Annotated in this window: 21 protein-coding genes and 1 tRNA gene; 13 read left to right on the forward strand and 9 right to left on the reverse strand. The window is 53.6% G+C overall.

Features of this window, described 5'->3' with window-relative positions:
• Positions 1–9: 9 nt before the first annotated feature.
• From P8T57_RS08330 to P8T57_RS08360, 7 genes are all read left to right on the forward strand, one after another.
• On the forward strand, positions 10–1,545 hold the full coding sequence (locus P8T57_RS08330; protein ID WP_341365152.1) for a tripartite tricarboxylate transporter permease: 1,536 nt from the start codon (positions 10–12) through the stop codon (positions 1,543–1,545).
• Between the two features lie 35 nt (positions 1,546–1,580).
• Complete coding sequence (locus tag P8T57_RS08335; protein ID WP_341365153.1) at positions 1,581–3,263, forward strand: HAMP domain-containing methyl-accepting chemotaxis protein; 1,683 nt, start codon at positions 1,581–1,583, stop codon at positions 3,261–3,263.
• Between the two features lie 2 nt (positions 3,264–3,265).
• Positions 3,266–4,384, forward strand: a complete 1,119-nt coding sequence (locus P8T57_RS08340; protein WP_114094663.1) for an AbrB family transcriptional regulator — start codon at positions 3,266–3,268, stop codon at positions 4,382–4,384.
• Positions 4,385–4,454: 70 nt separating this feature from the next.
• Positions 4,455–5,120, forward strand: a complete 666-nt coding sequence (locus P8T57_RS08345; protein WP_341365154.1) for a sugar transferase — start codon at positions 4,455–4,457, stop codon at positions 5,118–5,120.
• A complete protein-coding gene (locus tag P8T57_RS08350; RefSeq protein WP_341365155.1) occupies positions 5,117–6,352 on the forward strand; it encodes an outer membrane beta-barrel protein in 1,236 nt (411 codons plus the stop codon). The genes P8T57_RS08345 and P8T57_RS08350 overlap by 4 nt, the downstream gene beginning before the upstream one ends.
• 4 nt (positions 6,353–6,356) lie before the next feature.
• Positions 6,357–6,878 carry a polysaccharide biosynthesis/export family protein gene (locus P8T57_RS08355; protein ID WP_007088602.1) on the forward strand — a complete coding sequence of 174 codons (522 nt, stop codon included), beginning with the start codon at positions 6,357–6,359 and terminating at the stop codon, positions 6,876–6,878.
• A 171-nt stretch (positions 6,879–7,049) separates the two neighbouring features.
• Positions 7,050–8,717 (forward strand): thiamine pyrophosphate-binding protein, encoded by a 1,668-nt coding sequence (locus tag P8T57_RS08360; RefSeq protein ID WP_341365156.1) that lies wholly within the window; start codon positions 7,050–7,052, stop codon positions 8,715–8,717.
• Positions 8,718–8,744: 27 nt separating this feature from the next.
• Here P8T57_RS08360 and P8T57_RS08365 read toward each other — a convergent pair whose 3' ends face one another.
• The 5 genes from P8T57_RS08365 to P8T57_RS08385 form a co-directional block, all read right to left on the reverse strand.
• Positions 8,745–9,395: a 5'-methylthioadenosine/S-adenosylhomocysteine nucleosidase gene (locus tag P8T57_RS08365; RefSeq protein ID WP_341365157.1), complete on the reverse strand. Its 651-nt coding sequence runs from the start codon at positions 9,393–9,395 to the stop codon at positions 8,745–8,747.
• Between the two features lie 102 nt (positions 9,396–9,497).
• A tRNA-Arg gene (locus P8T57_RS08370) sits at positions 9,498–9,574 on the reverse strand.
• A 141-nt stretch (positions 9,575–9,715) separates the two neighbouring features.
• Entirely contained in the window at positions 9,716–11,452 is a 1,737-nt protein-coding gene (locus P8T57_RS08375; protein WP_063092325.1) for an adenylate/guanylate cyclase domain-containing protein, read from the reverse strand.
• 159 nt (positions 11,453–11,611) lie between these two features.
• The gene (locus P8T57_RS08380) at positions 11,612–12,475 is read right to left on the reverse strand and encodes an alpha/beta hydrolase (RefSeq protein ID WP_139328097.1); all 864 of its coding nucleotides are present in this window, start codon (positions 12,473–12,475) and stop codon (positions 11,612–11,614) included.
• 224 nt (positions 12,476–12,699) lie between these two features.
• The gene (locus P8T57_RS08385; RefSeq protein ID WP_156962654.1) at positions 12,700–13,662 is read right to left on the reverse strand and encodes an ABC transporter ATP-binding protein; all 963 of its coding nucleotides are present in this window, start codon (positions 13,660–13,662) and stop codon (positions 12,700–12,702) included.
• 185 nt (positions 13,663–13,847) lie between these two features.
• Between P8T57_RS08385 and P8T57_RS08390 the strand changes: the two genes are divergently transcribed.
• The 5 genes from P8T57_RS08390 to P8T57_RS08410 all read left to right on the forward strand — a co-directional run bounded on the left by P8T57_RS08390 (position 13,848) and on the right by P8T57_RS08410 (position 18,508).
• Positions 13,848–14,027 carry a zinc-finger domain-containing protein gene (locus P8T57_RS08390; protein WP_007088596.1) on the forward strand — a complete coding sequence of 60 codons (180 nt, stop codon included), beginning with the start codon at positions 13,848–13,850 and terminating at the stop codon, positions 14,025–14,027.
• Positions 14,028–14,170: 143 nt separating this feature from the next.
• Entirely contained in the window at positions 14,171–15,394 is a 1,224-nt protein-coding gene (trpB, locus tag P8T57_RS08395) for a tryptophan synthase subunit beta (protein WP_007088595.1), read from the forward strand.
• Positions 15,391–16,239, forward strand: a complete 849-nt coding sequence (gene trpA, locus P8T57_RS08400) for a tryptophan synthase subunit alpha (RefSeq protein WP_007088594.1) — start codon at positions 15,391–15,393, stop codon at positions 16,237–16,239. Before trpB ends, trpA begins: the two co-directional genes overlap by 4 nt.
• Before the next feature lie 57 nt (positions 16,240–16,296).
• The gene (accD, locus tag P8T57_RS08405; protein ID WP_007088593.1) at positions 16,297–17,232 is read left to right on the forward strand and encodes an acetyl-CoA carboxylase, carboxyltransferase subunit beta; all 936 of its coding nucleotides are present in this window, start codon (positions 16,297–16,299) and stop codon (positions 17,230–17,232) included.
• Complete coding sequence (locus P8T57_RS08410) at positions 17,213–18,508, forward strand: folylpolyglutamate synthase/dihydrofolate synthase family protein (protein WP_341365158.1); 1,296 nt, start codon at positions 17,213–17,215, stop codon at positions 18,506–18,508. Before accD ends, P8T57_RS08410 begins: the two co-directional genes overlap by 20 nt.
• 17 nt (positions 18,509–18,525) lie before the next feature.
• Here the strand turns inward: P8T57_RS08410 and P8T57_RS08415 are convergent, their stop codons facing one another.
• Positions 18,526–19,428 (reverse strand): hypothetical protein, encoded by a 903-nt coding sequence (locus P8T57_RS08415; RefSeq protein WP_341365159.1) that lies wholly within the window; start codon positions 19,426–19,428, stop codon positions 18,526–18,528.
• A 194-nt stretch (positions 19,429–19,622) separates the two neighbouring features.
• On the opposite strand from P8T57_RS08415, the gene polA reads away from it, so the two are divergent.
• Positions 19,623–22,448, forward strand: a complete 2,826-nt coding sequence (polA, locus tag P8T57_RS08420) for a DNA polymerase I (RefSeq protein WP_341365160.1) — start codon at positions 19,623–19,625, stop codon at positions 22,446–22,448.
• Between the two features lie 88 nt (positions 22,449–22,536).
• On the opposite strand, the gene dapB is transcribed toward polA, so the two are convergent.
• The 3 genes from dapB to dnaK all read right to left on the reverse strand — a co-directional run bounded on the left by dapB (position 22,537) and on the right by dnaK (position 26,632).
• Positions 22,537–23,337, reverse strand: coding sequence for a 4-hydroxy-tetrahydrodipicolinate reductase (dapB, locus tag P8T57_RS08425; protein WP_341365161.1), 801 nt, complete (start codon positions 23,335–23,337; stop codon positions 22,537–22,539).
• Between the two features lie 131 nt (positions 23,338–23,468).
• Positions 23,469–24,614: a molecular chaperone DnaJ gene (gene dnaJ / locus P8T57_RS08430; protein ID WP_007088588.1), complete on the reverse strand. Its 1,146-nt coding sequence runs from the start codon at positions 24,612–24,614 to the stop codon at positions 23,469–23,471.
• A gap of 104 nt (positions 24,615–24,718) precedes the next feature.
• On the reverse strand, positions 24,719–26,632 hold the full coding sequence (gene dnaK / locus P8T57_RS08435; protein WP_037988934.1) for a molecular chaperone DnaK: 1,914 nt from the start codon (positions 26,630–26,632) through the stop codon (positions 24,719–24,721).
• Between the last annotated feature and the right edge of the window lie 292 nt (positions 26,633–26,924).

A 26,924-nucleotide genomic window follows, 5' to 3' on the forward strand; every position in this document is an offset into this window, starting at 1 on the left:
GCGAAAGAAATGCTTGAAGGAATTTTCTCCGGTCTTTCGACCGCGGTCATGCCGATCAACCTTCTGATGGTTGTTGTCGGTTGTTTTGCCGGTACCTTTATCGGCATGTTGCCTGGTCTCGGTCCGATCACGGCCATTGCGCTGATGATCCCGATCACCTATGGCTTTGATCCTTCTACCGGCCTGATCCTTATGGCTGGTGTGTATTACGGCGCGATTTTTGGCGGGTCGACATCATCAATCCTGATCAATGCGCCCGGCGTTGCCGGAACCGTTGCCACGGCGTTTGACGGTTACCCGATGGCTCAGCAGGGCCATGCCGGCAAGGCGCTTGCCATCGCGGCCTATTCTTCCTTCTCTGGGGGCACGATCGCTGCCATCTTCCTTCTGGTTGCAGCACCGGCACTGGCTTCGGTTTCGCTGTCCTTCCAGTCGGCTGATTACTTTGCATTGATGGTTCTGGGCCTGACTGCCGTTTCCGCGTTCGCCGGAAAGGGACAGGTTCTGAAGGCAATCACGATGACCCTGTTTGGCATCATGCTATCAACCATCGGCACCGATCCGGCGGCTGGCGTTGCGCGCTTCACCTTTAGCAGCATGGACCTTGTCGACGGCATCAGCTTCCTGTTGCTGGCGATGTCGACATTTGCCCTGTCCGAAGCCCTTCTGCAGATTCTGCGTCCGACCAAGGATACCCGTACTGACGAACAAAAAGCACTTAGAAACCTCGGCTCTATGAAGCTGACGAAGGAAGAGGTCAAAATCATGACCCCGGTCATCGCCCGCTCCTCGGTGCTTGGTTTCTTCACCGGCGTTCTTCCGGGTGCCGGTGCAACGATCGCGTCCTTCCTTGCCTATGGCCTTGAACGCAACCTGGCCAGTGCCAAGGAAAAGCTCAAGTTTGGCAAGGGATCAATCCGGGGTCTCACAGCACCGGAAACGGCAAACAACGCGGCATGTTCCGGTTCGTTCGTCCCGCTTCTAACGCTTGGTATCCCGGGTTCGGGGACCACTGCCGTGATGATGGGTGCGCTGATTTCTTATGGTGTTCAGCCAGGTCCGCGTCTGTTCGTCGAACAGCCTGACGTGTTCTGGTCGGTCATCATTTCGATGTATATCGGCAATATCGTTCTGCTGGTTCTGAACCTGCCGCTGATCCCGTACATCTCGCGTTTGCTGGCACTGCCGCAACAGTTGCTGGTTCCGTTCGTCCTGTTCTTCTCGCTGATCGGTGTTTATCTGGTGACGTTTAACACCATGGATATTCACATGATGGTCTTGGCCGCGGCAATTGCCATTGGCCTGCGCCTGTTGAACTATCCGATGGCACCCATGCTGCTGGGCTTCATCCTGGGCGAAATGATGGAAGAAAACCTGCGTCGCGCATTGATGATCAGTGATGGTTCGATTTCCTTCCTTTGGGAACGCCCGATTACGCTTATAATCCTTTTGATCAGCATTGCCTTCCTGTTGGCACCTCTTGTCGGGAACACCCGTCAGTGGTTGCGCAACCGCAAGGCCGTTCCGAACGACGGCGAAATGTAAGACCAAATATCTTCGACGCGAAGGATACAAAAGCGATGCGTTTTCTCGATAATCTTTCAATCGGCCCGAAAACCCTTTTGGTTCCTGTTTTTCTGATGGTTGTGATCATTGCGATGGGTATCGCAACGGTTCTGACATTGGAAAGCGAAAAGGAAACGCTGAACAACCTTCGCGTCGAAGCTTATGAACGCCGTTCCGATGCACTGACACTCAGTGACGCACTGAACGAAGCGCACGGAAGCCTTTTCCGGATTCTGACGTGGGATTCCAACGGCGTTAATGCCGCCGCGGTTCCCGAACTTCGCGAAAAGGCCGGTAATCTGTCTACCGAACTGGCCCCGCTTGCCGAACGTCTGGCAGCAGTCGGCGGCGATGAATTTACCACCGCCTACGACACCTATATGAACGAAGTCGATCAGTTCCTGATCGAAAGCGAGATGAATATCTATGGCGCGCTTGAGGTTATTGCGCGTGCCGATGAGTCCTTCCGCGCACTGCAAGTACCGTTGCAGAAAATTCTCGCGCAGTCTCAGGAAGTTGCCACCACATCATTTGGCAACGCCCAAGCGCAGGCCGAAACACTTCAGAAGGTCTTCGTCATTGTCGCGATTGTCGTGATCTTTGTCGCGGCAGTCGTTTCAGTTTTTGTTTCACGCCGTATTTCGCGCCCGATGACCGATCTTGCGCAACTGATCGAACAGATTTCCAAGGGTGACCTTGATGTGGAAATTCGTGGTGTGCAGCGCCGTGACGAGATTGGCGTGGTTGCGCGCTCGGTAACCGTTCTTCGCGATCAGTCAAAAGAAGCCGAAACACTGCGTCATGAACGCGAACGCGTGCGAAAGATAGAACGCGAACGCCAGCTTGAACTGGTTAAGGCAACCGACAATTTCCAGCGTGCCGTCCAGGAAGCTCTCGGCGGATTTGACCGTGAATTCGGGTCACTGAACGGCTCGGCCAACGACATGGAACAGATTGCGACATCGGCCACCGCACGTGCTGCTGATGCCAACCATCATTCCGAAGCTGTCCTGCATCATATCGAGGCCGTATCACAAACCACCGCCAGCCTGTCAGAGGCCATCGGAGAAATTGGCCAGCAGGCACAGAAATCAGCCGAAGTTGCCGGACGCGCCCGCACTGAGAGTGAACATTCCCGCGCCCTGTTTGAACAGCTGACCGAAGCAACTCAGCGAATTGGTGATATTGTTACGCTGATCGAAGACATCGCCAACCAGACAAACCTTCTGGCATTGAACGCAACGATCGAGGCAGCACGTGCCGGTGACGCAGGCAAAGGCTTTGCCGTTGTCGCAGGCGAGGTTAAAAACCTTGCATCGCAAACCGCCCGCGCGACCGAGGATATTTCGGCACAGGTCGAAGAAATCCGCGGTCTGACGGACAATGTTGTCAGTGCTCTTGAATCCGTTGCCAATGTTATTGGTGAAGTTGATCAATCAGCCGCGGCCATTGCGGCGGCGGTGGAAGAACAACAAGCCTCGACCAATGGCATATCGACCAGCATCCATGATGCCAATGGTGGCATGCGAACGGTTGCCGATGCAGTTGGTGCATTGGACACGGAAACCGCCCGCGTTCACACCGGATCGGAAAACGTTTCGCGTGCGACAAACACCCTGAATGCCGAAGCTGCCCGCCTGCGTGATGCGATCGACGGCTTCCTTGACCAGATCAACAAGAACAAGGCCGAGGCATAATAATGAGCGTCCCGCCGGAAAGGCCCGCAGACGACAGTTGGATCAACCGCCTTTCCAGCAGCCTCACCCCGAAATTTTTCAAAAACCTGTTTGTGGCACTTGGCATTGGGCTTGTTGGCGGGTTGATCGCACACGGCATCAATATGCCGCTTGCCTGGATGATGGGGCCAATGCTCGCGACATTTGTCGCCAGCCTGCTGCGTGTCCGCATGGGTATCCCGATGCGATTTCGCTCCGTTATTCTGGGTGTGATCGGCGTATTTCTCGGCGCATCCTTTACCCCAGATACCCTTGATCAGGCGGCCCGATGGCCGATCAGTATGATTGCGGTTCTGCTTTACGTTCCGATCATCACGCTTGTTGTTACCTGGTTCTACAGCAAGGTCGCAAAACTTGATCCGGCAACAGCTTTGTTTTCAGCCACACCGGGCGGTTTGACGCCAATGGTGGTTCTGGGTGCCGCCGCAGGCGGCAACGAACAGGAAATCGCCCTCACACAGGGTTTGCGCGTTCTGCTTCTGGTCATGTCAGCACCATTGATCGTCCTTATGATCACCGGTGTCGTCGCAAGTGGTCATGGCGATAGCGAAGCCATCCAGATGACGTTGTCCGAGGGACTGATCACGGCATTCTGTGCGATTGCAACCGTCCTGGTTTTCCGAAAGATCGGCATTCCCGCCGCCGAAATGACCGGCGCCATGATGGCCAGCATGGTTTTGCATGTAACCGGCCTTGTGGAGGGCAATCTGCCCGGATGGTTATTGGCCGGAAGCCTTCTGATCCTCGGCTCGGCAATTGGCAGTCGCTTCGCCGGGGTAAAGCTTTCCTTCCTCGCCCGTCTTGCAGGTTATTCGATCTTTGCCACTGTGCTGATCCTTGCCTTCACCGGCGGAGTGGCCTGGTTTGTTTCTGACTGGCTGGATCTTGATTATATTGCTGTTCTGCTCGCCTTCGCACCGGGTGGCGTTGCGGAAATGTCCCTGATCGCGCTAGCGCTGAATGTCGAACCAAGCTTTGTTGCTTTCCATCATATCGTCCGCATTTTCGAGATCGTATTGCTGGCACCAATCATGGCAAAGTGGTTCGAACGATATCGTCAAAAGCGTTTAAACAACCTTTAGTTATAAAGCGTTGGCGTCTTACGATTAATTCGCTAATCTTTTCCTGCACATTCCGGGCGGGGAACAGAAAATGCAAACGAGGCTTTCGGGGCGGAGCTCGCAAACATCCGGCTTACACGGCCAAAGTCCTTTGCCGAAACGGCTCTTTGATATTTCAGTTGCCACAACCTTACTTATCGCGACCCTGCCTTTACTACTTTTGATAGCGATAGCCCTGAAATGCGATCATCGTGGCCCCGTATTTTTCAAACAGGTTCGCATCGGGTATCTTGGCAGGCCTTTCAATATTTATAAGTTCTGCACTCTTTGGGGTTCGATACGCCCGGACGGCACACCTCTGCCGCCGACAAAATTCTGTAATTTCATTCGGCGCTGGGGTCTGGACGAGCTGCCGCAGCTTTTCAATATCGTTCGTGGTGATATGTCACTTGTCGGGCCGCGCCCGCATACACCAGCGGACAATCACGATTTCGCCCGGCACTTTGCGCTTTATAATGCACGCCATCAGATGCCACCTGGCATCACAGGTCTGGCCCAGATCAATGGTTGGCGCGGCCCAATTCAGTCCAGTTTTGATCTGAAAAGCCGCCTTGACTGTGATCTTCTCTATATCAACCAGCAATCTTTGACATCTGACATACTTATTTTGATCTGCACAGTCACGCGCCCTTGGTACTGGGTGAATGGCCCAAAGCGCACATCCCCTGAAACACTGTCATCATGTCGTACCGGATGAAAAACGCTGGCTTTAAGACTGCTTTACTATGTTGCTGCATTCTGCTGGCCAACTGTTTCAATCCTGTGGCTTTTGCAAAGTCTGAAGCGACACAAAAGAACAGGCGAGATACAACAATTCAGCTTGGCCTTTTTGATTTGGTGCCATCGCTTTCGGTGACAGAGGAATTCAACGACAATATTTTTCTGTCCGATAGCTACCAAAAGTCCGACACCATTAGCCGGGTAGTACCTGCTTTAACCTTGCAATCAAATTGGCAACGGGCCCGCTTACGACTTGAAGCTCTTGGTGATGCTGGGTTTTACGCCAAATCAGGCGAAGATGATTATCTGGATGGCGAACTTGGTGTTTCCGCCGGATCGGATATCGGCCCGGCATTTGCTGTTGATGGCGATTTCCGTATCGCCAAAGGTCACGAAGATCGCGGCGGTGATGATATTCCGGCCGGTGCCAGCGAACCCGTCACCTATGACGAGAAAAATACTGAAATTGCCATTCGCTATTTTGCCGGTGATGTTCACTACCGAGCCGCCATGGCCTTTCGACAGCTTGATTTTGACGATACCGCGCTCACCAATGGGGGTATTGCCAATAATGATGATCGGGATCGGACTGAATTGCGGCTGATCATGCGGGCTTCTTATCAACTGGGACCAGGCCGCGAAGCTTATGGCGAGACCACCTTTAACCAGCGAGAATATGAAAATACCCCCGACGATCAGGGAATTTTTCGCAATTCAAACGGTTACCGATTGCTGGGCGGCATGACATTTGACCTTACCGATTTGATTAAGGCCGATCTCGGGGCTGGATGGATGTCGCAAATTTATGAGGATTCCCGTTTGCAAAATAACGAAGGGTTTTCACTTCGTGCCGCAACAACATGGAATATTACACGCATGACTGCGTTGGATTTCCGTGCCAAACGCGAAATCGGGGAAACCACCGTTACCGGTGCCAGCGGAATTATCGGTGAAAGCTTCGATGCCGGTATTGAACATGAACTACGGCGCTGGCTAAGCATCCGCCTTAACGCTGGCTATCAGCAGGATCGGTTTGAGGGGGCTGGACGGACTGACAAAGTAACGCGCTTTGGCGGAGGTGTGCGTTATGAACTCAACCGTTTTACGGAACTGGATGGTTCCTGGCGATATGACCAGCGTAAATCAAACGAAACCGGCCATGATTATCGACGCAATCGCGCTTTGCTGACGCTTCGGTTGAAAATGTGATGTCATGAAAAACATAATTCTGACTGCAATCCTTTTGTTCGCGGTTTCAGGTGGCGTTCATGCCCAGACCGTCTACACGATTGATAGCGGAGACGAGCTGCGTATCACGGTTTTCGACGAGGAATCTCTTTCAGGTGATTTCTCGGTCGGTGCAGACGGATCCGTCACTCTGCCCCTGATCGGAACGGTTACCTTGCGCGACCTCACGCCACAAGCTGCACAGCAAACCATCGCCAACGTCCTTGCAGACGGTTATCTACGCCATCCCGTTGTATCCATTGATGTTCTTCATTTCCGCCCCGTCTATATTATTGGCGAAGTCAATGAGCCCGGTGAGTACGGATATGCTTCAGGAATGAACGTATTGAATGCCGTCGCACTTGGTGGTGGTTACACTTATCGCGCCGATCAGGATGACATCATTATCATGCGTGGCCGCGACGATAATCGCGTCGAGATTCAGGCCAACGAGCAAAGCATTGTATTGCCTGGTGATATTATTCACATCACTGAACGGTATTTTTAAAATTCGTTGTAAGCGAATAAGCGATCAATCTAATTGGAACGATTTCAAAAGATTGACGAAAAAATCTGTTTCAAGGTGAACCCCATCTTTACGGGCCGGTTTAACCATGATGAAATCCGGTCACGCGCAAAAGCGCCCCACCAAGACAATGCGCATCTCAGGGAGCCCCGAATGTCGAATACTGCGGAAATGCGTCACGGCGGACGCATACTGGTCGATCAACTTGCCCTTCACGGCTGCGAACGGGTTTATCTTGTTCCCGGTGAAAGCTATCTGGCCGTTCTGGACGGTCTGGTCGACCATCCCGATATCGAACCAATCATCTGCCGTCAGGAAGGCGGTGCCGCCATCATGGCCGAGGCACACGGAAAACTGACCGGAAAGCCCGGCATCTGCATGGTCACGCGCGGTCCAGGTGCCACCAATGCATCAGCAGGCGTTCATGTCGCCCATCAGGACAGCACCCCGATGATCCTTCTGGTCGGGCAGATCGGACGGGACATGGTCGACCGTGAAGCATTCCAGGAAGTCGACTATCGCAAGATGTTCGAACCGCTTTGCAAGTGGGTCGCCCAGATCGATGACATCAACCGCATCCCTGAATATATCAGCCACGCCTATCATATCGCGACCTCCGGTCGCCCCGGACCGGTCGTGCTTGCCCTGCCGGAAGATATGCTGTCCTCGGCAGCCGAGATTGCCAATGCCAAACCCTATGTCCCGATCGAAGCCAAAGCCGCCCCCGAAGACGTCGCCCGTTTCCGTGGCGCACTGGCAGATGCAAAACGGCCGATCATGATCGTTGGCGGTGGTGGTTGGACCGCAGAAACCACTGAAAACCTTAAATCGTTTGCAAAACGAAACAATGTTGCGATCGCCACCAGTTTCCGTTGTCAGGACTATATTCCGAACACGCACAGCCATTTCATTGGCGATGTAGGCATCGGGATTAATCCAGAACTGGCGAAATTTATTCGCGAAAGCGACCTTGTGATCCTTGTCGGGTCGCGCATGGGGGAAATGACCAGCAGCGGTTACAGCCTGCTTGAAATCCCCTGCCCGAAACAGAAACTGATCCATGTTTACTCAGGCCCCGATGAACTGGGTCGTGTTTATCGTCCTGATATCGCAATCAATGCATCCCAACGATCATTCATCCGTGCGATTGCCATGATGGAACCGGTGGATGGAAGTGAACGTGAAGAACAGATTGAAACGGCCCACGCTTCATATCTGAAATTCTCGACCCCGCTTGATACGCCAGGCGATGTAAAGATGGCGCATGTTGTCGCAAAGCTTCGCGAAATCCTGCCCGAAGACGCCATTGTGACCAACGGGGCCGGCAACTATGCCGCCTTCCTGCATCGATTCTTCCGGTATGGCAAATATCGTACCGAACTTGCACCGACTTCGGGCTCGATGGGCTATGGCCTTCCGGCATCTGTGGCCGCCAAGCTGACACATCCGGACCGGCCGTCGATCTGCCTTGCCGGTGACGGATGCTTTTTGATGCACGGCCAGGAATTCGCAACAGCAGTTCAGTATGGTGCGAACATCATCGTAATCGTGGTCAATAACGGTATGTTCGGTACCATCCGCATGCATCAGGAACGCAATTATCCCGGTCGCGTTTCCGGTACCCAATTGCACAACCCGGATTTTGCGGCCTACGCCGTTGCCTTTGGCGGGCATGGCGAAACCGTCACCAAGACCAAAGATTTCGGCCCGGCTTTTGAGCGTGCCATGAATTCGGGAAAACCGGCGATTATCGAGGTACAGGTTGATCCGCAGGCATTAACCCCGATCAAGACACTGGATCAGATTCGCGCGGGCAGTTGATCTGTGAAGCTATGAAATACGACGAGGTCACTTACCATTCGGCAGGGTGATCTCGTCATTTTCAAGCGCCTTGCGCAACTTGCCAACCGCGGCTGCCAGCTTCTCATCAATGACATGCAAATAAGCTGTCCAATCCGAAAGCTTTTTGAGCTCTTCCTTGCCATCGGAAATTCCGCGCAAACCGATTAGCGGCACGTCAAACTTCTGGCAAACGCGCAGAATGGCATAGGTTTCCATATCGACCATATCGGCATCAATCGCGTCATAAGCGACACCCGATACAACGTTTGCGCCCGTAGACAAACGTGCTTCCGCGATACCTGAAATGCGATAAGGCAATTCCATAACTGCCGGAAGATTCAGATAGGGCGTAATCCCCTTCTCAAAACCAAGTGCTGAGCAATCCATATCGCGGTAAGACACAGATGACGCCTGATAAACCGCCGCCTGCTTAAGCGTGCGCGAACCTGCCGATCCAAGGGTTACCACCAGATCGGGCAAATCGCTCACCAATTTCAGCTCCGTCAAGGCTGCGCTCAGATTAAGTGCCGCCTCAACCGGACCGATGCCGATCATCAGTGGTTTGAACAGTTTTTCAAGATGAGGGCCATATTCCTGATTTGCCGCCATGGCAAACAGCACATTGGTTCCGGCAAAATCATGAAGATATCCGTGCATGTCTCATCCATCTCATCTGCGATTGATCAAGATGCAGATTAGTGGTCAGAAAACGCTTTGCCAGCCCTTAATTGGGCGGATTTGAAAATATTCTTGGGAAATTGGCGCACCCGACAGGATTCGAACCTGTGGCCTTTGCCTTCGGAGGGCAACGCTCTATCCAGCTGAGCTACGGGTGCGCAATAGGCATCGGGCAGCACGACCCGAGCGGTTGGGTGATACAGGTTTTGTCCGTCGCGGGCAAGGATTTTTGACGGCCCCTGCCAATCAGCATCCTGTCGACCGTTTGGTTAAATTCTGGTTGCTGCATATCACAGCGATCAGCTTTCGACATCACGTCGCTCATAGGGATCCCGTACGATCCAGGTCCCGTTCCATTCCCGGTCCTGTTCACGGCGCTGCAGACGTTCCATTCGGTTAAGCATGAGCTGGGCGGCAAAATCGCTGCCGATACCCTCCTGAACTTCCTCAAACAGCGGTTGCGCCTTATCAAACTGGCCCTCGCGATAAAGCGCAATCGCCATCTCATAGGTTTTGCGCCACTCGCGACGTTCATCGCTCAGCTGTCCGGACTGCGCCAGCACTTCATAGAGATAGACCACATGCTCGGTCCCCAGCAGCACGACATGGTCAAGATCACGCATCTCGATTTCGCCGGCTGCCATGCTGGCGGTTTCATGCGACGCCAGAATTTGCGTACCATAAATCCGGTTGGCCTTTTCAAGACGGTTGGCATAGTTCACACAGTCGCCGACCACCGTATAAGACCGTGATTTATCCGTCCCGATGGAGCCGACAACGACCTCGCCGGTTGCAATACCAACGCGAATATCAAGTCCGTGATCGCCAATCAGGTCGGCATATTTGGTCTTTAGCGCATTAAAGCGTGCCACCTGCTCCAACGCTGCCAGACAGGCATGCCCGGCATGGCTTTTTTCCCCACAGAAGGGCGGGCCCCAGAAACCGATCACCCGGTCCCCGACAAAGTTATCAATAATGCCGCTGTGGTTGGCAATCGGTTCGGTCATGGCGGTCAGATAATCATTCAGAAAATCGACGAGTTTCTCGGGCGGGATATGCTCCGCCATCCAGTCAAAATTGGTCAGGTTGACGACGCTAACCGTCATTACACGCTTCTGCGAGGTCTCAAGCGCGGTTTCCTGCGACAGCAGGTTATTGATAATCTTTGGATCAATATATTTGCCAAACCGTTCGCGCATCCGGAACCGGACACGTAATTCACGCGTCATTCGGTTAAAGGCATCCGCCAAACGGGCAAAATCGCCCTTGCCCTTGAAATCAAGGCTGGTATCGAGCTTTCCCGACTGCACGCTGTTTAACGCATTGGTCGTATCACGAACCGCTTTGACCACTGCCTGCGCCAGATAGTAGGCCAAGGAAATGCCAATCACCACCGCGGCCAGCATCATGATGAATTCGGCCTGGATCAGGAAATCTTCGCGGGCTGAGACATTTTCGACTGTTTCGCTGGAATATTTTTCCAGCAGCAAAATCTCGCTGCGCAGATCAAGCACGATATTGCGATGAATGCCACGCACCAGATTTTCCTGACGTTGCGCATCGTCAAGATCGCCATCGCGTACCCTGCCAAGCAGCCGTTCAACCCCCAGATTGAACTGGGCGGCAATATCGGCAAATTCACGCATCCGCACGTCAAGATCAAGCAAGACGCCCTGATCAAAATGACCTGATGCCTGTGCCCGGCCAAGGGCTGCCGATGTGAACGCCTTGCGAAAAGCCTGTTCGATCTGGGTCTGCTTGGCATCAATTTCGATTTCGATGCCACTCAAAAGCGATGCATCCGGTCCTTCATTCTCGACCACACGCATATAACGGTCGATCAGCGAAATCTGCTCAAGCTGACGGGAACGCACATCGGAAAGCGCATCCTTCACCGGCGTGACATAGCGCGACACCGCTTCAAGATCGCCATTGATCCCCAACGACTGAATGACGGAGAACCCGGTAGCCACCACAAGCCAAACGACAAAAAAGGCCGCGACACCCAGGAACTTCGCCCGAACGGTCCTTAGCATGCCGGTCCTGATCCTCCGAAAAACATGGCTGAAAGCACCACCAAATACGCAAAGGCGATAGGTGCCATATCGTGATGGTCGCACCGCGTAACAAGCATCGCAACCATATGCAACTGATTAAAAATGCTACCTGATCGGTGATCCACGGTCAAAATGCAATCAGTTGACCCGACACGAAAAATCCCGCGCGGTACCGCCACCCTTTATCCAACGTCCGATATCGCCGATCACCGTTGGCCCATTCAGGTCCCGCAACAGCATGTGATAGCCGTCGCGATAAAGACAAATCGTGCTTTGATCGCTATTTGACGCCCGCATGTTATCTGCAATCGCGGCAACCGCCCCCGGTGGAATAACCTGATCCTGCTGACCTGACATCAAAAGTGTCGGAATATCGATATCTCCACCGCGCTGATGCGCCAAATCCATCAAATCTGCCAGTCCTGCAACCATGTCGACCCGCACCGATTTCATCATGTACGGATCACGAGATAGACGACGAAGCATTTCTATATTGTCAGACGGCCATATATCAAGCCCCTGCCCCGACAGGGGCAACCACGGCAAACTATTGGAAATCATCGATAATGGCGCTGTCTGATACCATGGCATCATGTCGCGGTTCCAGACTGCCGGTGCGACCAGAATAACCCCGTCCATCCATTGGGGGCGCGACGCAGCTGTCACAATTGCAACTGCACCCCCCATCGAGTCCCCCATCAAATAGATCGGTCGCCCCGGATATCGCATGCGAAGAATGACGAGCATATCAGATGCATCATTGATCAGGCTTTGCGTTCCCGGCCAGAATGGCCGTGTCGCCGTGCGGCCAAATCCGCGCTGATCATAGGCAAAAAGCGCAATATTTTCAGAAGCTAACGCCGTTCCGGCTTCGTCAAACGCGTTCGCATAATCGCCAAACCCATGCAGACCAAGGATTACCGCATCCGGATCATCAACCGGCCCCCAATACTGCAACGGCAAAGATGCCCCATCAGACGCCATAAACGCATTTTCGGTCATTCTAACGCTGGCGATCGGATCGCCAGCGGGAATTACCGTCGGCGCGCAGCCCGCCAGCCAAAATGCGAACCCAAGCCCGACAAACCACGACAATGCCTTCTGAATGTGATGAATTGCCGTCCCCAAATCATGTTGCTTTGCATTTACAGATCAAATTAAGGCCAAAAAACAAAACCCTGCAAGCAACTTGCAGGGTTTTGAAGGATGGTGAGACGCCCCGAAAATCAGGCCGCCTTGCCCGCACGGGCCTTGTCGTTATCACGAGTCAGCATCAGGAAGATATCTTCAAGATCGCCCTCCTCGGTCGACAGGTCGGTAATCGCAAGACCGCAGCCCTGAATGGCGTTGAGAATTTCAGCCATCTGGGTGTTGCTGGGCCGGTAATTCAGCGCGATCTGGTTTGCGGCCTTAAGCTCAGCACCCCACGGGGTCAGTTCCTCGGGTACGGCATTGAGTGCATTTTTAACTGTCAGAATCAGGGTTTTATGATCGATACGACGCAGAAGACTGCGCTTGTCTTCATGGGCAATCACATTGCCCTTGTTGATGATCGCAATCTCGTCACAAAGCTCTTCGGCTTCTTCAAGGTAATGCGTGGTCAGAACAATCGTAACGCCCGCCTTGTTCAGTTCCTTCACATAGGCCCAAAGCTGCTGACGCAGTTCGATATCAACCCCGGCCGTAGGTTCATCCAACACCAGAACCGGCGGCATATGAACCATCGCCTTGCCGACAAGAAGACGTCGACGCATCCCGCCCGAAAGTGAGCGGGAATAGGAATCGGCCTTGTCAGACAGTCCAAGGGCGGCAAGAATCTCGTCCGTACGACGTTCCGCTTTGGGGACACCATACAGGCCTGCCTGCAATTCCATCGCCTGACGCGGCGTGAAAAATGCATCCAGATTAAGTTCCTGCGGCACGATCCCGATTGAGCAACGCGCAGCACGCATTTCGGTTTCGATATCGTAGCCCCAGATTTTTGCCGTACCGCTTGTCTTGGTGACAAGACCAGCCAGTATATTGATAAAAGTGGACTTTCCGGCACCATTCGGACCAAGAAGGGCAAAGAAAGAACCGCGTGGAATTTTCAACGACACATTGTCCAGTGCCAGTTTTTCGCCGTTCGCACCCTTATAGAGCTTGGTCAGCCCTTCGACTTCGATGGCGTAGTCGGGCATTGCAGTCATGAATGCGTGATCTCCGCTCTTTTCCGCGTGGCTTGTTTGCGCTAAGACCATGCGGAAGTGTTGATTGAATATGCGCAATCGGTATCATCCCCATGAAAGCGGGGTCAATGGCTCTTGGACCTGTTTCAGGCCGATGATCAACCGATGGCAACACCGATGCCTGTGCTAACTGGGAAGCTGGATATATGAAGATCACCGAAGAAATCAAAGTCGGCAGCCTCAATGTTGCCTGTGACGGCGGCAAAGGTCACCTTGGCCATCCCACCGTTTACCTCAATCTTGAGGAAAAGGGCGAGGTGGTCTGCCCATACTGCTCAAAGAAATATATTTTCGACAAATCCCAGGCCGAGCACGCAGCCCATTAATCTATTTTGCCTGACCACAGGTAAAAGGAACCAGCGCCAAAGCTGCCAATATCGTTCATCCCGGCAGCTTTTCGCTGACTTAATGACTGTCGCATGTCTTTGCCGTCGCGGCATTGTTCGCGGCACATCCACGGGGAAATCCTATGACGTCTGCACCAACCGCTCTTAACAGCTATCGTGCCCTTCCGGATCCGGACGGACATTTCGGCAATTTCGGAGGCCGCTTTGTCGCCGAGACCCTGATGCCGCTGATTCTCGAGCTTGAGCAGGCCTACAAGGATGCCAGGAAAGATCCGGCGTTTCAGAAAGAACTCGACTATTACCTGAAGCACTATGTCGGTCGCGCAAATCCGCTTTATTTCGCCGAACGCCTGACCGAACATCTTGGCGGTGCCAAGATCTATTTCAAGCGCGAGGACCTGAACCATACCGGCGCGCACAAGATCAATAACTGCATCGGTCAGATCCTTCTGGCCAAACGCATGGGCAAAACCCGCATCATCGCCGAGACCGGCGCGGGTCAGCACGGCGTTGCAACAGCGACAGTTTGCGCGCGCTTTGGTCTGCCCTGCACGGTTTATATGGGCTCGAAGGATATCGAACGTCAGTCGCCGAACGTTTTCCGCATGCGCCTGCTGGGTGCCGAAGTCAAACCAGTCAAATCCGGTTCCTGCTCGCTCAAGGATGCGATGAACGAGGCCCTTCGTGACTGGGTCACCAATGTCGAAGATACCTTCTACATCATCGGGACGGCGGCGGGTCCGCATCCCTATCCGGAACTGGTTCGCGATTTCCAATGCGTGATCGGCAACGAAGCCAAAGAACAGATTCTTGAGCAGGAAGGTCGCCTGCCCGATCAGGTAATCGCGGCCGTTGGTGGTGGATCAAACGCAATCGGTTTGTTCCACCCGTTCCTTGATGACAAGGATATCGAGGTGGTTGGAGTCGAAGCTGCCGGTCATGGCGTGCACACCGGTAAACATGCCGCCAGCCTGAGCGCTGGAAAACCGGGCGTTTTGCACGGGAACCGCACCTATCTGCTGATGGATGACGACGGACAGATCAAAGAGGCCGACTCGATTTCGGCCGGTCTTGATTATCCCGGTATTGGGCCGGAACATAGCTGGCTTAAAGATATTGGTCGTGCGCGTTACGAGCCGATCACCGACAAAGAAGCGCTGGAAGCTTTTAAACTGTGTTCGGAACTCGAAGGCATTATTCCCGCGCTGGAATGCAGTCACGCCATCGCGCAGATCATGAAAGAAGCCCCAAAAATGGGTAAAGACAAGATCATTCTCATGTGTTTGAGCGGCAGGGGCGACAAGGATATCTTTACCGTGGCCGAAGCACTGGGAGTAGAACTGTGAGCGACGCAATCATCGGCGGCCAAGACCGCATCGCCAAACGTTTCGCAAAGCTCAAAGAAGAAGGTCGTGCCGGTCTGGTCACGTTCATCACCGCAGGTGACCCCGACCCGGAAGCATCGTTTGAAATCCTTAAAGCCCTGCCTGCGGCAGGTGCGGACGTCATCGAACTCGGTATGCCATTTACCGATCCGATGGCTGATGGTCCCGCCATTCAGGAAGCCTCGATACGTGCCTTGGCAGCGGGGATGCACATGCGCAAGACCCTGTCGCTGGTCCGCGGTTTCCGCGATCAGGATCATGAAACGCCAATTATTCTGATGGGGTATTACAACCCGATTTATATTTATGGCGTGGCAGAGTTTCTTGAAGATGCCCGCAATGCCGGTGTTGATGGCCTGATCGTTGTTGATCTGCCGCCCGAAGAAGACGCCGAGCTTTGCGTCCCGACCGTGGAAAAAGGGTTGTCGTTCATTCGTCTGACGACACCGACCTCTGATGACAAGCGCCTGTCGAAACTCGTTCAGAATACGTCGGGCTTTGTTTATTATGTTTCAGTTGCCGGTGTTACCGGTGCCGGTTCAGCAACCAATGACCAGATTGTTGAAGCGATGGCGCGTCTGCGTCGCCACACGGATCTTCCGATTGCAGTTGGCTTTGGCATCAAGAACGCGACCCAGGCCGCAGAGGTTGCCCGGCAGGCCGATGCTGCTGTGGTCGGCTCAGCAATCGTATCAAAAATTGCCGAAAGTCTTGACGAAAACGGCAAGGCCACCGATAAGACCGCCTCTATGGTCACAGGCCTTGTTCGCGAACTTGCAGACGGGGTACGCAACGCGCGTAAATAACGCTGCGCGTTGCCGTGAAATGACCGATATAGGCAAAACCAAGGATCAGTATCCGATATGTCGTGGCTGACAGAATTCGTCCGTCCCAAGATTCAGAAACTTGTTCGCCGCACCGAAGTGCCCGAAAATCTCTGGCATAAGTGCCCGTCTTGCGAACAGATGATCTTCCACCGTGACCTGGCAAAGAACAAACATGTTTGCCAGCATTGCGGCCATCACATGCGCATTTCCGCCAAGGAACGTCTGGAACTCCTGTTCGATGATGGTAAATACCAGACCATCGAACTGCCGAACGTTCCGGTCGATCCGCTGAAATTCCGCGATCAGAAAAAGTACACCGACCGCCTGAAAGCAGCACAGGCCAAAGCAACCTATAAGGATGCACTGGCTGTTGCCCACGGGGAAGTCGGTGGCCATGCAACCGTCATTGCGGTATTCGATTTTTCCTTCATGGGCGGATCGATGGGTACTGCCGTTGGCGAAGGCATTGTTGCGGCTGCCGAACTGGCAACCGTTCAGGATGCGGCCCTCATCATCGTTCCGGCATCGGGCGGTGCACGCATGCAGGAAGGCATCCTTAGCCTGATGCAGATGGCGCGCACCACGGCCGCGATCGAGAAGGTCAAGGAAAAGGGCCTGCCCTATTTCGTCCTTCTGACCGATCCGACCACCGGTGGTGTTTCTGCATCCTTCGCCATGCTGGGTGACATCCAGATTGCCGAGCCAGGCGCACAGATCGGTTTTGCCGGTCGTCGCGTGATCGAAAACACCATTCGTGAAAAGCTTCCCGATGATTTCCAGACAGCAGAATATCTTCTGGATCACGGGATGGTCGATATGGTCGTGCCGCGCGGTGAGTTGAATGAAACCATCGGTCGCCTGATCGATATGATCCGCCGCACCAAGCCGGGTGCCGCGATCGTTCCGATCAAGGATGCAAAAAAGAAACCCGCGAAAAAGGCCGAGACCGAAGGTGACAACGCCAAGAAGTGACGCCATTCTTGCGCGTCTGGGCCAGCTTCATCCAAAAGTGATCGACCTTTCATTGGGTCGGATTACCCGCTTGCTCGACAAGCTGGGTAATCCGCACCTCAATCTGCCGCCAGTCATTCATCTGGCCGGAACCAATGGCAAGGGATCAACGCTGGCTTACCTGCGTGCCATCTATGAGGCCGCAGGCCTTCGTGTTCACACTTCGACCTCCCCGCACCTTGTTCGCTTTCACGAACGCATACGTCTGGCCGGTGAACTGATCAGCGAAGACATGCTGTGCGACCTTCTTGAAGAAGTCGAAGCAATCAATGATGGCGAACAGATAACCTTCTTTGAAATCACCCAGGCAGCAGCTTTTCTGGCCTATTCACGGGTTCCGGCAGACGTTGTTCTGCTTGAAACCGGTCTTGGCGGGCGGGTTGATGCATCCAACGTGATTGATAAACCGGCTTTGACCGTCATTACACCGATCTCGCTTGATCATCAGGGGTTCCTTGGCGATACGATTGCCAAAATCGCCTTTGAAAAGGCCGGAATCATGAAGCCGGGTGTGCCGTGTGTACTTGCGCCTCAAAGCCTTGAGGCATTTGATACGCTTGCCCGCCACGCTGGCGATATAGGCAGCCCCCTGATCACGAATTTCGCCGTTACCGCCGAGCGCGAGGATGGCTTCACACTTCGTATCACCGAAGAAGAATTTGATCTGCCCTTGCCCGCCTTGCCCGGTCGCCATCAATTCATCAATGCCGCAACCGCCATTATTGCCGCCCGCAAGGCCGGTATTCCGAATATCGCAGGCCCGGATTTGGCAACGATTTCCCGCGGCATTACCCAAGCCAGTTGGCCCGCCCGCCTTCAGAAGCTGACCAAAGGCCCGCTGTGCGATGCCATGCCTGACAAATGCGACCTGGTTCTGGATGGTGGCCACAACATCGCCGCCGCAGAAGTCATCGCAGACTGGCTTTCCCGACAATCCACGAGTGAAACGGTTGTGATTATGGGAATGCTCGACAACAGGGATCCCATCGCATTTCTGCGGCCGCTGGCCCCGCATATCGCATTATTTGCCGGGATTCCGATCCCGGGTGATCATGAAGTCCACAGTGCAGAAACATTGCGTGATGCTGCCGTTAAGGCCGGAATTGCCAATGCTTATGCCTGTAACACGTTGAATGATGCGCTGGCAGTTCTGAAAAACAGCATCAATCAACCCAAAAGGGTTTTGATTTTGGGTTCGCTCTATCTGGCGGGTGTTGTTCTGGAAAATCACACCTGAACTGACACATCCGGCAATCAGATTTCCGGCAAACGCACTTTGCTGTGTACCGCGGATGAATTGCCGCCGCCCATACCACTACCACTTGATGACCCGTCATCATCTTTACGCAGGCGAAGACTGCCAGCTTTGTGCACCTTGCGCCGGTCGCCGGTTACACCGGGCGGCAACCCACCCAAAGCAGTCTCTTGCGAAACCTGATTTCTGACTTGTCCGATCCGATCATAACGTTCGGCTTCACGCCGAACATTACGACCAGCGACCCATGTATAACCCAGCACATAAAGCAGAAATCCACCAACCCCGATGGTCAGGGTCAGGAACTGCAAAACTGGCAGGAAGCTTCCGAATAGCTGTCCGCCGCCGTAAATCATGAAAATGCAAACCGCCGCTACGGGTGCCAACGCAAGAAAGAATATTCCGCGCACCTTGTGACGGATCGGCCCGTAATGCATCAACATCGCATAAAACAGATACATCAGCGCGATGAACACGACGAGCTTGATCAGCAGCACAAAATGGTCGGCCGCAGGAAGGCGCTGATTGCGATCATAAACGCCAAAAACCACGAACAGACCGTGCAGGAAAAACCCGAAAATCCCAAAAGTAATCAGAAAGCGCAGCCACGAGGACACGCTAAAAAATCTGCGCCATCCCGATCCGTTGGATCGCGCAACCCGTTCAGCTTTCCTGATTTTTTTGTGCCGATTTGCCAGCTTCATGTCGTCATGAAGCTGGCGCGTCGGTTCTGCGGTTTCAATGCCGATGCCTTGCGGCTTGAAAACCGGTTTATCTTCCATCGCCGGCAATGACCGGTTCTCCCGTTTCCCAGAGCGAAGTTGCACCGCCATCGACCATATCAATCCCTTTGCATCCTGATAAGCCCAAAGCGACATGCTGCCGCAAATGGCAAGAATCATATCCTGATCAAAAATTTCATTTTGATTTCGATATGATATCAAAATACCTGTCATCAACTGACAAGCTCCTGTCAGAAGTAAAGCCGAAAACAGGTGACATATTCCCGCTTTCGACGATGCCCCACTCGACTTAGCCGACCGGATCGGGCATTCTGCGGACCATCAAATCACATGAATGAATGAGCATTAGACGCATGACAGATTCTGCGCCATCCACTGGCAAAGCCCCACGCCGCGTCGTTCTGGTTGACGGTTCCGGTTTTATCTTCCGGGCCTTTCACGCCTTGCCACCAATGACAAGCCCCGACGGTACGCCGGTGAATGCAGTGTATGGTTTCTGCACCATGCTGATGAAATTGCGCGAAGATACCAAGCCCGATCATATGGCGGTGATCTTCGACACCAAGGGAAAGTCGTTCAGAAACGATTTCTATCCCGAATACAAGGCGCACCGTCCGCCGCCGCCGGAAGAACTGGTTCCACAGTTCGGGCTTATCCGTGATGCGACGCGTGCCTTCAACCTGCCTTCGATCGAACTCGAAGGATACGAGGCCGACGACCTGATCGCGACCTACGCCCGACAGGCTGAGGCCGAAGGTTCTGATGTTATTATAGTATCTTCGGACAAGGATTTGATGCAACTTGTCTCAGACCGGGTGCAAATGTTTGATGCGATGAAGAATCGCACCATTGGCGCACCGGAAGTTCTGGAAAAATTCGGCGTCACACCGGATAAGGTCATTGATATCCAGGCGCTTGCTGGCGATTCCGTTGATAACGTTCCCGGCGTGCCCGGCATTGGCATTAAAACCGCGGCCCAACTGATTGACGAATATGGCGATTTGGATGGCCTGCTGGAACGTGCAAGCGAAATAAAGCAACCCAAGCGCCGCGAAAAACTGATCGAGAATGCCGAACTGGCGCGCATTTCACGCGATCTTGTGACCCTCAAAACCGATGTTCCGGTTGTCGAAAAGCTGGATGGTTTTGAACTGCGCGAACCTGATCCGGATGTTCTTTTAAGCTTTGTTTCAACACATGGCTTTAAATCACTGATTTCTAAAATAAAGGCAAAGTTCGGTGGCTCTGTTGATGCCGATGGCATTGTCGAACCGGGTACCGGTGTCAATGATATCAGTGTCGAAAAGGCAGAATATGAACTGGTGCAGGATGAAGACCGCCTAAAGCACTGGATTTCAATGGCTGAATATGCCGGTACGGTTGCTGTCGATACAGAAACCACATCGCTTAATGCCCATCAGGCCAAACTGGTTGGCATTTCGCTTTCGACCGAACCGGGCAATGGCTGCTATATCCCTGTTGGGCACGGACAGGGTCACGGCGAAAGTGGCGAAGCACAGGGAGGTTTCGATTTCGATGCCCCTGCCGAGGCACCGACAGAAATCGAAGTGCCAAAGCAAATCCCGCTGGATCGCGCGATTGCCTTGCTCAAACCCCTTCTGGAAGACCCGGGTGTTCTCAAGGTCGGCCAGAACCTGAAATACGATATGATCGTATTGTCCCGTCACGGCATTAATGTCGCCCCGATAGACGACACCATGGTGCTGTCCTATGTTCTGGACGGCACAAGCCACGGCCATGGCATGGATGAATTGGCCGAACTGCATCTGGATTACAAACCCATCAAGTTTTCCGATGTTTGCGGATCGGGCAAAACCCAGATCACCTTTGATCAGGTGCCGCTCGACAAGGCGCTTGATTACGCCGCCGAAGACGCCGATATCACGCTGCGCCTGCATCGACTTCTGAAGCCGCGGATTGCACAGGAACACATGGCCAGCGTTTATGAAACGCTGGATCGGCCACTCGTCCCGGTCCTGGCCAAAATGGAAAGCCTTGGCATCCGCATTGATGCCGACAAGCTCAAAACCCTGTCGAATGACTTTGCCAAGCGGATGGCTGCCCTTGAAGAAACCATCCATGAAATGGCCGGTGAACCGTTCAATCTCGGCAGCCCAAAACAGCTTGGCGAAATTCTGTTTGAAAAGATGAGCCTGCCGGGCGGGAAAAAAACCAAAACCGGTGCATGGCAGACTGGCGCGGATGTTCTTGAAGCATTGGCGGCTCAGGGACATGACCTGCCGACCAAAATCCTTGAATGGCGGCAGCTTTCAAAGCTCAAAAGCACCTATACCGATGCTCTTGCCAATCACATTAATCCTGAAACCGGCCGCGTTCACACAAGCTATGGCCAGACCAATGTGAATACCGGTCGCCTTTCGTCAAACGATCCCAATCTGCAAAACATCCCGATCCGAAGCGAGGAAGGCCGTAAAATCCGTACGGCCTTTATCTCGGAACCCGGTTGCAAACTGATTTCTGCCGACTATTCGCAGATCGAGTTGCGCCTTCTGGCGCATGTCGCCGAAATCGACGCCCTGCAGGATGCCTTTAAAAATGGCGAAGATATCCACGCCGCAACAGCATCCAAGGTGTTTGGCGTTCCGATTGAAGGCATGGACCCTATGGTCCGCCGCAAAGCCAAGGCCATTAATTTCGGCATCATTTACGGGATTTCGGCCTTTGGCCTAGCCAATCAGCTTGGTATCCCGCAAAAAGAAGCCAAGGCGTTTATCGAAGCCTATTTCGAAATCTATCCCGGTATTCGCGATTATATGGAACGGGCAAAAGACTTCGCCAAAAAGCATGGCTTTGTCAGGACCCTGTTTGGCCGTCATATTCATATCAACGGCATTAATGATAAAAACGGGATGCGGCGAAGCTTTGGCGAACGTGCGGCCATCAACGCCCCTATTCAGGGCGGTGCCGCTGACATCATCAAACGCGCCATGATTGCCGTTCCCGGTGCCCTTCTTGATGCGGGGCTTAAAACCCGCATGCTGCTTCAGGTTCATGATGAATTGATTTTCGAGGCCCCCGAAGATGAAACCGAAAAGGCCGTTAAGGTGATCCGCGAGGTTATGGAAAATGCCGCACACCTGTCCGTACCGCTTATCGCAGATGCCGGTATCGGGGATAGCTGGGCGGATGCACACTGATCAGTTCAATATCCAGATCCTTAATCATGACAAAAGCCCCGGCAGTACTGCCGGGGCTTTTGCGTAAAATGCGTCGATTGGCGATGGTTTATAGGCCCAGAACGTCACGCATTGAATAAAGACCGGGCTTCTTGCCCTCGGCCCATTTCGCGGCACGTACCGCCCCCTTGGCGAAAACTTCGCGTGATGATGCCTTATGAGTAATTTCGATCCGCTCACCCTCGCAGGCAAAAACAACCGTATGGTCGCCCACAACGTCGCCACCACGCAGCGTTGCAAAGCCAATGGTGCCGTTTTCGCGTGCGCCGGTATGCCCGTCGCGTGAGCGTACCGAAACCGCATCCAGATCGACCCCACGGCCCTTTGCCGCCGCTTCGCCAAGGCCAAGTGCCGTGCCGGAAGGTGCATCAACCTTGTGCTTGTGGTGCATTTCAACGATTTCAATATCAGCCGTATCCTTATCAAGGATCGCCGCAACCTTCTCGACCAGCGCAAAGGCAAGGTTCACACCGACACTCATATTCGGTGCGAAAATGATGGTTGCTGTTTTGGCTGCGACCTTAAGCTCTGCTTTCTGATCATTCGAAAGCCCGGTCGTGCCAATCACGAGGATTTTACCGGTTTCAGCTGCCAGCTTGGCATGGTTCATGGTTGCCGCCGGTGCGGTGAAGTCAATCACCGCATCAACAGCTTCAAACAAGGCCTTGGGATTGTCACCTACCAGAACACCGCTTTCTTCCAGACCGGCAATCAGGGTGACGTCCTTGCCAACAAAAGGGCTGTCTGGCAGATCGGTACCACCGCCAACCTCGCAGCCTTTGGTTTTGGCCGTTTCATTGACCAGCATGCGCCCCATTCGGCCGGCACATCCGACAATCCCGATCTTCATTTCCGCGTCTCCTAGCAACAAAGCGTGCAAATCATGCCTTTGCTTTAGCACAGGCCTCTAACCGCGCAAAACAAAACCCCCGACACGTCCGCCGGGGGTTTGAATTTCAGACTGAAATGCTGTGTTTGAACCTAGTCGGTCAGGTCTTTCCAGATTTCCTTCATCTTGGAAAAGAAACCTTCGCTTTCCGGGTTACTGCCCTCTTCGCGCGAAATCTCGTCAAACTCTTTCAAAAGTTCTTTCTGCCGCTCGGTCAGTCTGACCGGGGTTTCGACACTGATTTCAACGAACATGTCACCACGCGCCTGCGACCGCAGGATGGTCATGCCCTTGCCGCGCAGACGCAGCTGCTGTCCCGATTGCGTACCTTCAGGGATATTGATCCGGGTGCGCGTCCCCTCGATTGTTGGCACCTCAATGGTGCCGCCAAGGGCTGCCTTGCTCATCGGGATCGGAATCCGGCAGTACAGGTTCGCCCCGTCGCGCTGGAAGAAGCGATGATTCTGGATATCCAGGAAGATATACAGATCACCTGCCGGTGCACCATTGGCACCAGCTTCACCTTCGCCCGCCAGACGAATACGCGTACCATCCTCAACACCGGCCGGAATCGTCACCGACAGGGTCTTTTCCTGCTCAACGCGGCCAACACCATGACAGGATTTGCAAGGATTCTTGATGATTTTGCCTTTGCCATGACAGCTCGGGCAGGTGCGCTCGATCGTAAAGAAGCCCTGCTGCGCGCGGACCTTGCCGTGACCATTACAGGTCGGACAGGTTACCGGCTGCGAACCGGCCTCCGCACCGCTGCCATGGCATTCTTCACAGGCAACCGACCCCGGAATGGTGATCTCGGCCTTTTTGCCTTCAAACGCTTCTTCAAGCGAAATCGCCATATTGTAGCGAAGGTCGGCCCCGCGCGACGATCCACCACCACGACGACCACCGCCCATGGCACCGAAAATCTCGTCGAAAACGTCGGCAAACCCGCCGCCGCCGAAACCACCGCCAAAGCCGCCACCGAAACCACCGGCACCGCCCGGCCCACCTTGCTCAAACGCAGCGTGACCAAAACGGTCATAGGCAGCACGCTTTTCCTGATCTTTCAGGACTTCGTAGGCTTCGTTAACTTGCTTGAATTTTACTTCGGCTTCGGTATCGCCCGGATTTTTATCCGGATGATACTTCATAGCCTGTTTACGATAGGCGCTTTTGAGCGCGGCAGCATCGGCGTCTTTGCCAACACCCAACAGCTCGTAATAATCTTCTTTCGCCATCTGTAACTCCGAAACACGGTCGGGCCGTTCCCGCAATTCTCTGCGTCCGGAACGGCCCGATTTTTATTTACAGGGCGTCGTTCAAGACGACCTCTGCGGTCGCCTTACTTGTCTTTTTTGCTGTCATCGACTTCTTCGAAGTCGGCATCAACAACACCGTCATCGGCCTGTGCGGATGCGCCAGCAGATTCACCTTCGCCACCTTCTTCGGCCTGCTGTGCCTGATACATGGCTTCGCCAAGTTTCATTGCAGCCTGCTGAAGTTCGTTGACCTTCGTGGTGATTGCTTCCGGATCTTCGCCATCCTTGGCTTCTTTAAGCGCAGAAAGAGCGTCTTCGATCATCGATTTCGCACCGGCATCAACCTTGTCTCCGTGTTCGGCAAGGTTTTTCTCAGTCGAATGAATGACGGCTTCCGCCTGGTTACGGGCTTCGACAAGCGCTTTGCGCTTTTTGTCGGATTCCGCATTGGCTTCGGCATCCTTGACCATTTTTTCGATCTCGTCATCGCCAAGACCACCAGATGCCTGAATACGGATCTGCTGTTCCTTGTTGGTCGCCTTGTCTTTGGCAGACACGTTGACGATACCGTTGGCATCAATGTCAAAGGTCACTTCGATCTGCGGAACCCCACGCGGTGCCGGCGGGATACCGACCAGATCAAACTGGCCAAGCATCTTGTTGTCGGCAGCCATTTCACGTTCGCCCTGGAAGACGCGGATGGTCACGGCCGTCTGGTTGTCTTCAGCGGTCGAGAAGGTCTGCGACTTACGGGTCGGGATCGTGGTGTTACGGTCGATCAGACGGGTGAACACGCCGCCAAGGGTTTCAATACCCAGCGACAGCGGGGTCACGTCAAGCAGAAGAACGTCTTTTACGTCGCCCTGCAAAACGCCACCCTGAATTGCTGCACCAAGGGCAACAACTTCGTCCGGGTTTACACCTTTGTGCGGCTCACGACCGAAGAACTCTTTAACGCGTTCCTGAACCTTCGGCATACGGGTCATGCCGCCAACCAGGATAACATCGTCGATTTCGCCTGCAGTAATGCCAGCATCTTTAAGCGCGGCCTTACACGGGGTCATCGTGCGTTCGATCAGATCACCCACCAGACCTTCAAGCTTCGCACGCGACAGCTTGATGTTGAGGTGTTTCGGACCAGATGCATCAGCCGTGATGAACGGCAGGTTGACGTCGGTCTGCATCGACGAGGAAAGCTCGATCTTGGCTTTCTCTGCGGCTTCTTTCAGACGCTGCAGGGCCAGACGATCTTTGCGCAGGTCGATCTGCTGTTCTTTTTTGAACTCGTCAGCAAGATAGTCAATGATCTGTTTGTCGAAGTCTTCACCACCAAGGAAAGTATCGCCGTTGGTTGACTTAACTTCAAAGACACCGTCGCCGATTTCCAGAACCGAGACGTCAAAGGTACCGCCACCAAGGTCATAAACGACCACGGTGCCACCATCTTTCTTGTCCAGACCATATGCCAGTGCTGCTGCAGTCGGCTCGTTAATGATACGCTTTACTTCGAGACCGGCAATTTTACCGGCGTCCTTGGTTGCCTGACGCTGGCTGTCGTTGAAATATGCCGGAACGGTAATAACGGCTTCGGTTACCGGTTCACCCAGATGGGCTTCTGCGGTTTCCTTCATTTTCTGAAGCACCATGGCTGCGATCTGGCTCGGTGCCATTTTCTCGCCATTGACTTCAACCCATGCATCACCATTGTCACCCGCGACAATTTTGTACGGGACAAGGTCTTTGTCTTTTTCGACTTCCGGGTCACCATAACGACGACCGATCAGACGTTTAATCGCAAACAGGGTGTTTTCCGGGTTGGTCACTGCCTGGCGTTTCGCAGGCTGACCGACAAGGCGCTCACCGTCATTGGTGAATGCGACCATCGACGGAGTGGTACGGGCACCTTCGCTGTTCTCGATCACGCGGCCTTCTTTGCCGTCCATGACTGCGACGCAGGAGTTGGTGGTGCCAAGGTCGATACCGATAATCTTGCCCATAGTAAGTTCCTCTTTTAGCGGCCGGTCCGTCCCGCAGCCTTCACGATCTAAGCGCTGCGCAGGACCTCCTGGGACCAATGGTTGTAATAGTCTCAAAATTCATGGGGTAATTACCCCGCGCACCTATATATGAAAGTCATCAAAAACTCGCAAGCGGTGAAAACGGGGAATCTCGGGTGAATTTTACTCTGAAACGTGTATTTCGGTGTCCTGAACCGGTTCGAACACCGTTTCCCCGAACGAAATTACATCTTTTCCAGCTGTTTGCACGGACAAGGTTAATGAAATTCGC

Source organism: Thalassospira sp. SN3W (genome assembly GCF_038070535.1).
GTDB classification, from domain to species: Bacteria; Pseudomonadota; Alphaproteobacteria; order Rhodospirillales; family Thalassospiraceae; genus Thalassospira; species Thalassospira xiamenensis.

Coding starts and splice junctions, on each gene's coding strand:
- P8T57_RS08390 (WP_007088596.1), top strand. CDS start 13,848: ATGAAGATCACCGAAGAAATCAAAGTCGGCAGCCTCAATGTTGCCTGT.
- P8T57_RS08380 (WP_139328097.1), bottom strand. CDS start 12,475: ATGACCGAAAATGCGTTTATGGCGTCTGATGGGGCATCTTTGCCGTTG.
- P8T57_RS08415 (WP_341365159.1), bottom strand. CDS start 19,428: ATGATTCTTGCCATTTGCGGCAGCATGTCGCTTTGGGCTTATCAGGAT.
- P8T57_RS08375 (WP_063092325.1), bottom strand. CDS start 11,452: ATGCTAAGGACCGTTCGGGCGAAGTTCCTGGGTGTCGCGGCCTTTTTT.
- P8T57_RS08355 (WP_007088602.1), top strand. CDS start 6,357: ATGAAAAACATAATTCTGACTGCAATCCTTTTGTTCGCGGTTTCAGGT.
- dnaJ (WP_007088588.1), bottom strand. CDS start 24,614: ATGGCGAAAGAAGATTATTACGAGCTGTTGGGTGTTGGCAAAGACGCC.
- P8T57_RS08335 (WP_341365153.1), top strand. CDS start 1,581: ATGCGTTTTCTCGATAATCTTTCAATCGGCCCGAAAACCCTTTTGGTT.
- P8T57_RS08345 (WP_341365154.1), top strand. CDS start 4,455: ATGCAAACGAGGCTTTCGGGGCGGAGCTCGCAAACATCCGGCTTACAC.
- P8T57_RS08385 (WP_156962654.1), bottom strand. CDS start 13,662: ATGACTGCAATGCCCGACTACGCCATCGAAGTCGAAGGGCTGACCAAG.
- trpB (WP_007088595.1), top strand. CDS start 14,171: ATGACGTCTGCACCAACCGCTCTTAACAGCTATCGTGCCCTTCCGGAT.
- accD (WP_007088593.1), top strand. CDS start 16,297: ATGTCGTGGCTGACAGAATTCGTCCGTCCCAAGATTCAGAAACTTGTT.
- P8T57_RS08360 (WP_341365156.1), top strand. CDS start 7,050: ATGTCGAATACTGCGGAAATGCGTCACGGCGGACGCATACTGGTCGAT.
- dapB (WP_341365161.1), bottom strand. CDS start 23,337: ATGAAGATCGGGATTGTCGGATGTGCCGGCCGAATGGGGCGCATGCTG.
- P8T57_RS08365 (WP_341365157.1), bottom strand. CDS start 9,395: ATGCACGGATATCTTCATGATTTTGCCGGAACCAATGTGCTGTTTGCC.
- dnaK (WP_037988934.1), bottom strand. CDS start 26,632: ATGGGCAAGATTATCGGTATCGACCTTGGCACCACCAACTCCTGCGTC.
- P8T57_RS08350 (WP_341365155.1), top strand. CDS start 5,117: ATGAAAAACGCTGGCTTTAAGACTGCTTTACTATGTTGCTGCATTCTG.
- P8T57_RS08330 (WP_341365152.1), top strand. CDS start 10: ATGCTTGAAGGAATTTTCTCCGGTCTTTCGACCGCGGTCATGCCGATC.
- polA (WP_341365160.1), top strand. CDS start 19,623: ATGACAGATTCTGCGCCATCCACTGGCAAAGCCCCACGCCGCGTCGTT.
- P8T57_RS08340 (WP_114094663.1), top strand. CDS start 3,266: ATGAGCGTCCCGCCGGAAAGGCCCGCAGACGACAGTTGGATCAACCGC.